Source organism: Mannheimia sp. (assembly GCF_056854775.1).
On the sequence record NZ_JBXGGI010000064.1, the window covers coordinates 1 to 11,266 of the forward strand.

Sequence of the window (11,266 nt, forward strand, 5' to 3'; positions counted from 1 at the left end):
ATCAGGCAATGCCGTACCCCCCCAACAAACAGAAACAGGGGGAATGAATAATGCGTAAAATCTATATTTCAACCATTAACGCCCCTTTATCCGGTGGCGGTGCGGTTATGCCGATAGTAGAAGCCTTTTTCGTAGATAAGAAAACGGCAGAGCGTTTTAAGGCTGAAAACGTGCTTAGAGGGGAAGTAAAAGAAATTTGCCCGACTGATTACACAATTACTATTTTATTAGATATGGGAGTTGTAGCAATACCGGCAAAAGGCTTTAAACACGACCAACAGGCGGCGGAAGCTCTGCCATCATTCAAAGCGGTGATGCCTACGGCTCACTTTGAGATAGTGAAATTCTGCGAAACAGCTCTTTATAAGCGAAATATACAGGAGGGCACAAACTATGACTAAACCAGCCAAAGCCCTTAAATCGCTTCTATTTGCGAGATTTTATAAAGGCTAAGGAAATCCTATGGCTAGTTATGAAAAAAGCAAAGGAAGAGCTAGTAAAGGCGGATTATCAAGCAAACTAAACGGCAGTAGTTTTACACCATTAAGACACGACTTAATAGCAAGTGTTGAGTTTAATTCCTTAAGCCTATCCGCCAAAGTTGTATTTATTGCTTTTTGTGGCAGATATACAGGCTTTAATAACGGAGCTATTGCTTTTCAGCAAACAAAAGAACAGGCTGAAAAACTAAATATCAGCGATAGAACGCTAAAAAATGGGATTAAAGAGCTAATTGATACTGATTTTATAGAGGTAACTAGATTAGGGCAGAAGCGATTACCAACACTTTATGCTTTGACTTGTTACCCACTAAATGAAACAAAAGCTAAAGGTGGATTAAAACAAAGTGGCACACTAAGAGCTTCTGACCGTTGGCGGAAATCTCAACCGCCCTGAACTACTCCAAGATAAATCTAAAGGCTAACACTATTAACTTGTTAGCCTTTTTTCTTGGCGGTAGAGATTTTAGATTACATCAACATAAATTTATTCACTTACTTGATTTTTTACTTTGTCACTATCTTCAGAATTAATCACTTATAGCTTCCCAATTTGCTTTTTTTTGCCTTTCGCAGACCGCCCGCTATTTCTAACCTATTTTTCTCTTAATTGTTTAAATAAAAAAATAAATATATGGTAAGAATCTTTAAGAAGCTAGGTAGAATTTACCCAATAACTTTTGAAAAATGGCTAGTTATTGGGTAGATTTTACCTAATAACAATTTTAAAACAGGCAAAAACGGTTAAAAAATAACAGTTATTGGGTAAAATCTACCTATCAGATAGGTAAAATCTACCTATCTGAAAATCGAAATTTTAGAAAAAATAGACGATAAGCGGATAAATATCCGGATAGATGAATTTTGAAATCGCAGAACAGAGGGCTGATATAACAAAACGAAGCAAACTAACATTCATTTCAAAAACTTTGATGGCTTCCAAAGCGATATTTTGAATTAGTAAAGAGGGGGAAACCCCTCTTTTTTCTAGGTCATCACCTTTTTGTGATGACTTAATGATGACTTAAAAGCTAGTCATCACAACTTAACTATTTGATTTAAAATGGAAAATAGCCAAAAGTGATTACGTGATGACTAAAAACATATATTTTACCTCCCTAACCCCGAACTAACTCTAAATCCATTCCGCACTGTTCGCAATAATCGCCCCATAGTTGCATTAAAGGTCTTCTTAGCTCGATATATTCAGAACGGTTATAGGCTTGACTAACTTCATTTCCTACACGATGAGCGAGGCAACTTTCAGCCGCTCTAAAATCTACTGCTTGTTCTTCTAAATATGTGCGAGCGATAGATCGCAAGCCGTGTGAGTCTTGAATACCTTTATAGCCAATTTTTCGCAATGCGTTAGCTATTGCCTCTTTACTCATTGACTTATTGGGTTGACTATAATGAGGGAAAACAAATTTTTCAATCCCTGTAATTGGGCGTAATTCTTCAAGGATTTTTATCATTTGAGAAGAAAGTGGCACAGTATGGGAAAATTGCCCTTTTCGTGTTTTCTTCATTTTTTCAGCCGGAATAGTCCAAAGGTATTTATCAAAATCAATTTCTGACCATTCAACGCTAACAGCTTCAGCCGGACGGACCATAGAAAGAAGCTGCCATTTGAATAGCATTTTTGTCAATGTATCTCTATTTGAGTGTTGAAAATCGAATAACAGCTTAGGCAATAATTTAGGCTTTATAGCTGGGTGATTTGTTTGCGGCTCTTTATGATAAGCATCACTAGCATTTTGACAGGGATTAAACGGAATAACCCCAACAGTTACTGCATAGTTTAAGATTTGATTCGCTAAATTGATAATACGATGTAGCGTATCGTTGAATCCTTTATCATTTAATGGCTTAACCGCTTCAATTAATATAGGTGAGCTAATTTTAGTTACTGGATAATGCCCTAGAACAGGGAATAAATGATTTTCTAGCCTTGCCCAATTTTTTTCCATAGTAAGAGGCTCAATCTCTTTACTTCTTTTTTCTTTCCAACGCTGAGCTAGTTTTAAAAAGGTATTATCGACTTTCTCAGCTTGTAACCTTTCTTGTTCTTCTTTATGGATTTGTGGATCAATATCTTTAGACAATAAAGCACGATATTCTTCACGGATTGCCCGAGCTTCAGCAAGCGAAACACTAGGATAAGTTCCTAAAGCTATTTTGGTACGCTTTTGAGTGAAAGGGCGTGTGTAATTAAATCGCCAAGTTTTAATACCGCTAGGCAAGACAAGTAGAAATAATCCGTATCCGTCTGAGAGTGTGTATTCTTTCTCTTTAGGCTTTGATTTATCAACTTCTGTATTTGTTAAAGGCTTAGTTATTTTAGGCATTTTGCCCCCTTTGAATCACTTTTTGTAACCACGAAACTCAAGCATTATATCGTGGTTACAAAGATGGTTACATAAAAAAGAGATTAAATGCGTTTTAATGCGTTGAGTTATGTTGAGAATAAGCAATAAAAAAGCCTTTCGTACTAGGCTTTACAAGGGATTTGCGAGCGGTTACGAAAGGCTATGATAGGGATAATGGTGCGACTAGCTGGACTCGAACCAGTGACCCCCACCATGTCAAGGTGGTGCTCTAACCAACTGAGCTATAGTCGCATTGATGGGATGCATTCTATTGGAAAAAATAGTGCTATGCAATATGCTTTTTCTTGAGTGCTTTTATTTTAAACGCTTTTGCGTGAAAATTTGTTTATCTTCCCAGCGGAGCATTGTTAAATGACTTCCCCACGCACAGCCTGTATCTAAAGCGTAAATGTTTGGATAAAGGCATTTCCCCATTAAACTTGCCCAATGTCCAAAAATAATTTCTTGCTTTTTATAGAGAGGATTATCTAATTCAAACCAAGCTACAAGTTCTTTAGGAGCTTCTTCAACTGGTAATTTACATTCAAAATCTAACCGCTTGTCAGTGTAGCAAAAACGCATACGAGTAAATACATTGATGATATAACGCCAGCGTTCAATACCTTGTAATTCATCAGACCAACGTTGAGGATTATTTTCATACATTTGGGCGATATAATTGGCGTATTGTGAACTTTGCAGCAAAGTTTCGGCTTCTTTAGCACAATTTAATGTGGTTGCTAAATCCCATTCCGGGCTAATACCAGCGTGAACGAGCAGAAATTTATGGGTTGGATGATAGATTGCAAGCGGTTGATTTCTCAGCCAATTTTGCAATTCAAGGCGATCTTCTGCTTGAAAAATAGGATCGACTTTATCGTTCGGCTTTACTCGCTTTATACCGAGTAACGTAGCAAGTAAATGTAAATCGTGATTGCCTAAAACAGTTTTAGCATTGTTGGCAGGATCTTTTACAAAACGAAGGCAAGCGAGAGAATCTTCGCCACGGGCAACTAAATCGCCCGTTAAAAAAAGTTCGTCTTGCTTAGGGTCATAATTCACTTTTTCTAATAAAAGTTGGAATTCGTTAAAGCAGCCGTGTAAGTCGCCAACGATATAGGTTGCCATTAGTGATTTCCCCAAAATAGGGTAAGGGCTAATTGCAATTAGCCCTTACAAGTTTAGATGATATTCCCCACAATCGAACGTGTTTCTAAGCGAACTTCGGTGAGTTTCACTTTAACCTCTTGCCCGATTTGGTAGACTTTTTCGCCTTTGATGTAAATTGCTAGTTCTTCTTGGCGGTATTCCATTTCATCTTTATTGTCGTGTAACGTTGAGAATGGAACAAAAATTTGAGCCCCATTTTGAATGACTTTGGCACGCAAGCCACCACGAGACACATCTGCAATTTCGCACTCAAATTCGACCGCTTGTTCAACCATCGGGAACAGGTAGCGGGCGTAGAGCCAATCGGAAATATCACGTTCTACCAAGCGGTTTTGGCGACGGGCTTCTTGCAAACGAGTGAGTACGCCTTCTTCCACAGCTGAGGCTTGTTTGCCTAACAACACTTGCTTGATTAAACGGTGATTTACCATATCGCCATATTTACGGATTGGTGATGTCCAAGTGGCATAGTGGCTGATACCTAAGCCAAAATGTGGAGCAACCTCAGATTTAAATTCTGCAAAAGTGAGATAGCGGCGTAAGCGAAGTTCTAAGAATTTCTCCGGGAAATCTTGAATATCACGTTGCATTTCACAATAGCCTTCTAGCGTTGCTAAACGTTCTGCTGAGTAGCGTTCCGCTAGTTCATCACGATTTTCATCTGTCGCTAAGGTTTGAAGCAAAAATGATTTTACCAATTCATGGTTTTTCGGATCAAAACCTGAGTGAGTGTTAAATACACCTGTTTGTGCGTTCTGGCTTAAGAATTTGGCACAACTGATATTGGCGATAATCATTGATTCTTCAATCATCTGATTTGCAATGCGACGATATTCAATGTGAATGTCTTTCACCGAGCCATCTTCATTTAATTCAAAAGTATAATCGCCTTGCTCTTTGAATAAAAGGGCATTTTTGGCACGCCATTGAATACGGGCTTGCGTAAATTGATGTAATAAGTCGATTTGTTGTTTGGTTTCTTCTGACTCTGGTTGCCACGCATTTGTTGCCCCTTCAAGGTAGTCGGATACATTGTCATAAGCCAGTCTGTCTTTTGACTCAATCCAAGCAGAGGTAAAGGTTGCATCTTTAGTGAAGTTGCCTTCCAAATCCGTCTCAATAAAAGAGACTAATGCCGGGCGTTTTTCATTTGGTACAAGCGAACAGAGATCATCAGATAACTCACGCGGTAACATTGGAATATTAAAGCCCGGTAAATAGTTTGTGAAACAGCGTTGGCGAGCCGCTTTCTCGATGTTAGAATTTTCAGGGATATAAGCGGTTGGATCAGCAATCGCTACGACTAAACGCCAGCCAGTTTGAACATCATTTTCTTTGATTGGCTCAATGTATAATGCATCGTCCATATCTTGTGTGCTTGGGCTATCGATCGTGGTGAAGTAAAGATGAGTTAAATCTTCACGGGCTAATTCATCGTGCAATTCGTAGCTTTTTTCATTGGCAACAGGTTCACGGGGCTGCTCGTGGCGGGCAAGTGTTACCCACCAAGGGGCAAAATTATCGCCCTCTTTACAAATAAATTGAGTTACTTGGGCAAAGAAAAAACGGTCATCACGCAAAGGGTGTGTTTTAAGTTGTGCAACAACCCAATCGCCATTTTCTAATGTTTCAGCTACTTTTTTGTGTGTATTCGCAGGGATATTTTGCTTGATGCTTGGGTGATCGACCGCTAATTGCAATTTTCCTTCTTTATTTAAACGCACTTGAGCAATAAATCTGTCAAGCATAGGTTCAAGCAGGGAGTCAATTTCTACTTGTTCTTTATCGCCATCACGTTTTACCACCGCTTTGATTAAATCGCCGTGCATTATTTTTTTCATTTCCATCGGTGGAATGAAATAGCTTTTTTTATCGCATTCTAAAAAACCAAATGCTTTATCAGAGGCTTTAACTGTGCCTTCTACATATTCTTTGCTTGCTTCAATTTGTTGTTTGAGTTGAGCTAAAAGAGGATTGTCTTGAAACATATTTTGAATTCTTTTATAAATAAACAAGCCCTCTTTCAAGAAAACTCCGGAAAGAGGGACAAGCGGTTACATTTTTTTAATTTTTTGCAAATTATTCTTCTTCGCCTAATTCGCCCATTGCCATTACACTGAAGCCTGCATCAACGTGTAATACTTCGCCTGTTACACCTGATGATAAATCTGAGCATAAGAACGCAGCTGAATTACCCACATCATCGATAGTAACGGTACGGCGTAAAGCGGCAGTTTTCTCAAATGCAGCAAGCATTTTCTTGAAGTTTTTGATACCTGATGCAGCTAATGTGCGGATCGGACCTGCTGAAATTGCATTTACACGAATGCCATCTTTACCTAAATCCGCTGCCATTACACGAGTTGCCGCTTCTAATGATGCTTTTGCCAAACACATTACGTTGTAGTTCGGAATTGCACGCTCTGCACCTAAGTAGGTTAAAGTTAATAATGCAGCGTTTTCATTTAAGAATGGGCGTGCAGCTTGGGCCATTGCCACAAAGCTGTATGCACTGATGTCGTGAGCAATGCGGTAGCCTTCACGGGTTGCTGCGTTTACGTAATCGCCGTCTAATTGGTCGCCCGGGGCGAATGCGATTGCGTGAACGAAACCGTCAAATTTTTCCCAATGTTTGCTTAATTCAGTGAAGCATTCTGTGATGCTTTCATCGGTTGCTACATCTAATGGAAGTACGATGTCTGAACCAAATTCTTTGGCAAACTCTTCAACACGCGGTTTTAATTTATCGTTTAAGTAGGTGAAAGCTAATTCCGCACCTTGTTGCTTCATTGCATTTGCAATACCGTAAGCGATTGAACGGTTACTTGCTAAACCTGTTACTAAAATGCGTTTGCCAGTTAAGATACCCATAAAAATTCCTCTATTTGTATTAATCGGGGTCAAAATTGTGTCGATTATAGCGGATATAGTGAATGTGGGCAAATGGAGTTAATGGCTCATCGGATCAGAAATCCCTTCTTGACTGATTATCTAAGAAGGGATTTTGAGAGAAATTATGCAGTAGTTTGAGCAATAATATTTTGCTGTGGCTTAATTGCTCCGGCTAGTTCGGCTAACTCTTCCATACGATTAATATGAATATATTTGCCTTGTACGGAAATCATACCGCTTTTCTGGAAACGTCCAAGTAAACGGCTAATAGTTTCAATGGTAAGCCCTAAATAGTTGCCGATATCGCCACGTGTCATCGTTAGGCGGAACTCTTTTGCTGAAAAACCACGAGCGGAATAACGTTGGGAAAGGTTATATAAGAAAGCAGCTAATTTTTCTTCTGCATTCATTTTAGAGAGTAACAAAATCATTTCTTGATCGCTTTTAATTTCATTACTCATTAAACGCATAATTTGGTGGCGGATTTTAGGCATTTTGCCTGCAAGATCATCTAAGATATCAAACGGGATTTCACAAATCATCGAGGTTTCTAATGCTTGTGCATAACCTTCGTGTTGCATATTAGTAATAGCATCAAAACCGATTAAATCGCCGGGTAGATGAAAACCTGTAATCTGCTCTTCACCGCTTTCGCTCAATGTATAGGCTTTTAATGTACCGGAACGAATGGCATAAAGTGAACGAAGCTCATCGCCGGATTTAAAAATCACTTGTGATTTTTGAACCGGTTTTTTCCGCTCAATAATATTGTCGAGTTGTGTTAGCTCATTTTCATTGAGTGTAAAAGGCAAGCAGAGCTGGCTAATGCTACAATTCTGACAATGAATTGTGCAAGCGTGGCGACCACTAATTTTCGATTCTGATACAATTTTCATTCTATTCAACCTTAGAAGCTTAGAAAAATATTTCTAAATTTGATTTAGAACAAAGTTTACCATTAAATTTTAATGAAGCAAAGTAGAGGCGAAAAAATTAATACTTCAAAAGGAGTAGAAAAGAGTAGAAAAAATAGCGACAAATTTCTATTTTTGCGATCTACTTCAAGTTTTTATGTTTCAGAGTGTGTTAGTATGCCCTAAACCATTAAGATAAGTCTAAATAAGGAGATTATTATGTATAAACATATTTTAGTGGCAGTTGATCTTTCAGAAGAAAGTTTGGTGCTAGTGCGTAAAGGTGCAGGATTAGCGGCAAAATGTGGAGCTAAACTTTCACTTATTCACGTTGATGTCAATTTCTCTGACTTATATACAGGATTAATTGATATTAATATGTCTTCGGTGCAAGATAGTGCTGCTGCAGAAACCAATACAGCTTTGGCAGAATTAGCAGCGAAGGTAGATTATCCGGTTTCTGATTGTTTAAATGGTACAGGTGATTTCAGTCAAGTACTGGAAGAAGCAGTGGATAAACATAATGTTGATTTATTGATTACAGGGCATCATCAAGACTTTTGGAGTAAATTTATGTCTTCAACTCGTCAAGTAATGAATAATATTACAATTGATATGCTTGTTGTGCCACTATCAGAAGAGTAGTTGCAAATTTTTAAAGAAAATGAACCGCTTGAGGCGAAAACTGCTCTACAAGCGGTTATTTTTTAGCAAAAATTTGCAAAATATTTTTACTATCTAACAAATAAGCCGAACTAAACTAACAAAATGGCATAAAAAATGTGTAAAATAGAAGGTAGATCAAAGTTTAACTTCTATTTTCAAAAGAGTATTTTTAATGAAAACAACTTCAGAAATCAGACAATCGTTTTTAGAGTTTTTCCAAACAAAAGGGCATACCATTGTTCCAAGCAGTTCACTTGTGCCTGAAAATGACCCGACATTACTATTTACAAATGCGGGTATGAACCAATTCAAAGATGTTTTTCTCGGTTTAGAAAAACGCCCTTACACGCGTGCAACCACCGCTCAACGTTGTGTGCGTGCCGGTGGTAAACATAATGACCTAGAAAATGTAGGTTACACCGCTCGCCACCATACTTTCTTTGAAATGATGGGAAATTTCAGCTTTGGCGATTATTTCAAACAAGATGCGATTAAATTTGGTTGGGAATATTTAACATCGCCACAATGGCTAGGTTTACCAAAAGAAAAATTATACGTTACCGTTTATGAAACCGATGATGAAGCCTATGAGATTTGGAATAAAGAAGTAGGTGTTCCAACAGATCATATTATTCGTATTGGTGATAATAAAGGTGCTCCTTATGCGTCAGACAACTTTTGGGCAATGGGGGATACTGGTCCGTGCGGTCCTTGTACGGAAATTTTCTACGATCACGGACCAGATCATTGGGGCGGCTTACCGGGTTCACCTGAAGAGGACGGCGACCGTTATATCGAGGTTTGGAATATCGTATTTATGCAATTCAACCGCTTAGCAGACGGTACAATGGAAAAATTACCAAAACCGTCTGTGGATACCGGTATGGGCTTAGAACGTATGACGGCTGTGATGCAACACGTCAATTCTAACTACGAAACGGATATTTTCCAAACGCTTATTAAAGAAACCGCAAATCTGTTAGATGTACAAGATTTAGATAATAAATCACTGCGTGTTATTGCTGATCATATCCGTGCTTGTTCATACTTAGTTGCTGATGGTGTTGTACCATCTAATGAAGGTCGCGGTTATGTGTTGCGTCGCATTATTCGTCGTGCAGTTCGACACGGGAACTTACTCGGTGCGAAATCAGCATTTTTCTATCAATTAGTGCCGACATTGGCAAAAGTGATGGGAGCAGCCGGCGAAGTTGTTGCACAAAAGCAAGCCCATATTCAAAAAACATTAAAAGCAGAAGAAGAGCAGTTTGCTCGCACATTGGAGCGTGGCTTAAATTTATTAGAAGAAGCCTTAGCGAAAGTGGAAAACAACACACTTTCCGGCGATGTGGCATTTAAACTTTACGATACCTACGGTTTCCCGCTTGACTTAACCGCTGATGTTTGTCGTGAGAGAAACATCGTGATTGATGAGAAAGGCTTTGAGGCAGAAATGACCGCACAGCGTGAGCGAGCGAAAGCCAGCAGTAATTTCGGTGTAGATTACAATAATGTGATTAAAGTAGAAGGGCAAACCAAGTTTTTAGGTTATGAGCAAACTGCTTATAACGCAAAAGTAGTGGGTTTATTCTGCAATGGTGTTGCAGTTGAAAAAATCGAATCAGGTGATAATGCGGTTGTGATTTTAGACCAAACGCCATTTTATGCTGAATCAGGTGGTCAAGTAGGCGATACAGGTGAAATTAGCTCGCCATTAGGTTTATTCCAAGTGAATGATACCCAAAAATACGGTCAAGTTTGGGGGCATATTGGGCAACTTAACGGCGGAGTATTAGCAGTTGGTGATGTGGTTTCTGCATTGGTAAATGTAGAGCGTCGTCAGGAAATCACATCAAACCACAGTGCAACACATTTACTGCACGCAGCACTTCGTCAAGTATTAGGCGACCACGTTGCACAAAAAGGCTCTTTAGTGTCTGAAGATAGCTTGCGTTTTGACTTCTCTCAACCAGAAGCAATTGCAAAAGCTGATTTAGAAGAAATTGAGCGTATTGTTAATGCGAAGATCCGTGAAAATATCCAAGTTCAAATTGAAACAATGGGTATTGAACAAGCAAAAGAAAAAGGGGCAATGGCACTATTTGGCGAGAAATACGGTGATGTAGTTCGCGTGGTTGAAATGGGATCATTTTCAATTGAGTTGTGTGGTGGTATTCACGTCAGACAAACAGGTGATATCGGCTTATTTAAATTTGTATCTGAAGGGGCAGTTGCAGCCGGTATTCGTCGTGTAGAAGCAGTAACCGGTGAAAAAGCGATTGCATTATTACATAGCCAACAACAAGTGCTAAATCAAATTGCGGAACTTCTGAAAGCAGATCAAGCTTCAATTGTGGAGAAAATTCAGCAGTTACAAGATAAAGCGAAAAAAGCAGAGAAAGAGCTACAAAGCCTGAAAGAAAAGCAAGCTGCACAAGCGGGTGGAGAGTTAGCAAAATCGGCAAAACAGATTAATGGTGTGAATGTCATCATTGAAAAACTGGATGATGTGGATAGTAAAGCACTCCGCACAATGGTGGATGATCTGAAAAATCAACTTAGTTCCGGAATAATTGCCTTTGCTACTGAAACTGAAGGTAAGGTAAGCCTTATTGTAGGTGTAACTAAAGATTTAACAGCAAAAGTAAATGCAGGTGAATTAGTTGGTGTAATGGCAGCCGCAGTTGGTGGAAAAGGTGGCGGTCGTCCGGATATGGCAATGGCTGGTGGTTCTGAACCACAAAATATTCCACAA

9 protein-coding genes and 1 tRNA gene are annotated in these 11,266 nt (G+C 39.0%); 4 read left to right on the plus strand and 6 right to left on the minus strand.

The window, feature by feature from the left end; all coding sequences use genetic code 11:
- The first annotated feature begins 50 nt into the window (after positions 1–50).
- Both ACJHV0_RS04940 and ACJHV0_RS04945 read left to right on the plus strand, forming a co-directional pair.
- On the plus strand, positions 51–401 hold the full coding sequence (locus ACJHV0_RS04940; protein ID WP_483133547.1) for a hypothetical protein: 351 nt from the start codon (positions 51–53) through the stop codon (positions 399–401).
- Between the two features lie 61 nt (positions 402–462).
- A complete protein-coding gene (locus ACJHV0_RS04945; RefSeq protein ID WP_483133548.1) occupies positions 463–897 on the plus strand; it encodes an ArsR family transcriptional regulator in 435 nt (144 codons plus the stop codon).
- 721 nt (positions 898–1,618) lie between these two features.
- On the opposite strand, the gene ACJHV0_RS04950 is transcribed toward ACJHV0_RS04945, so the two are convergent.
- The 6 genes from ACJHV0_RS04950 to ACJHV0_RS04975 all read right to left on the minus strand — a co-directional run bounded on the left by ACJHV0_RS04950 (position 1,619) and on the right by ACJHV0_RS04975 (position 7,827).
- Positions 1,619–2,848 (minus strand): tyrosine-type recombinase/integrase, encoded by a 1,230-nt coding sequence (locus ACJHV0_RS04950; RefSeq protein ID WP_483133549.1) that lies wholly within the window; start codon positions 2,846–2,848, stop codon positions 1,619–1,621.
- A 196-nt stretch (positions 2,849–3,044) separates the two neighbouring features.
- Positions 3,045–3,121, minus strand: a tRNA-Val gene (locus ACJHV0_RS04955).
- A 63-nt stretch (positions 3,122–3,184) separates the two neighbouring features.
- Complete coding sequence (gene apaH, locus ACJHV0_RS04960; protein ID WP_483133550.1) at positions 3,185–3,997, minus strand: bis(5'-nucleosyl)-tetraphosphatase (symmetrical) ApaH; 813 nt, start codon at positions 3,995–3,997, stop codon at positions 3,185–3,187.
- Between the two features lie 53 nt (positions 3,998–4,050).
- Positions 4,051–6,027, minus strand: coding sequence for an exoribonuclease II (locus ACJHV0_RS04965; RefSeq protein ID WP_483133551.1), 1,977 nt, complete (start codon positions 6,025–6,027; stop codon positions 4,051–4,053).
- Positions 6,028–6,118: 91 nt separating this feature from the next.
- Positions 6,119–6,910 carry an enoyl-ACP reductase FabI gene (locus tag ACJHV0_RS04970; RefSeq protein WP_025235913.1) on the minus strand — a complete coding sequence of 264 codons (792 nt, stop codon included), beginning with the start codon at positions 6,908–6,910 and terminating at the stop codon, positions 6,119–6,121.
- Between the two features lie 143 nt (positions 6,911–7,053).
- A complete protein-coding gene (locus ACJHV0_RS04975) occupies positions 7,054–7,827 on the minus strand; it encodes an FNR family transcription factor (protein ID WP_025235914.1) in 774 nt (257 codons plus the stop codon).
- Positions 7,828–8,064: 237 nt separating this feature from the next.
- On the opposite strand from ACJHV0_RS04975, the gene ACJHV0_RS04980 reads away from it, so the two are divergent.
- Both ACJHV0_RS04980 and alaS read left to right on the plus strand, forming a co-directional pair.
- Entirely contained in the window at positions 8,065–8,490 is a 426-nt protein-coding gene (locus ACJHV0_RS04980) for a universal stress protein (RefSeq protein WP_038643938.1), read from the plus strand.
- Positions 8,491–8,683: 193 nt separating this feature from the next.
- On the plus strand, positions 8,684–11,266 hold a 2,583-nt coding region (gene alaS, locus ACJHV0_RS04985), incomplete at its 3' end, for an alanine--tRNA ligase (RefSeq protein WP_483133552.1).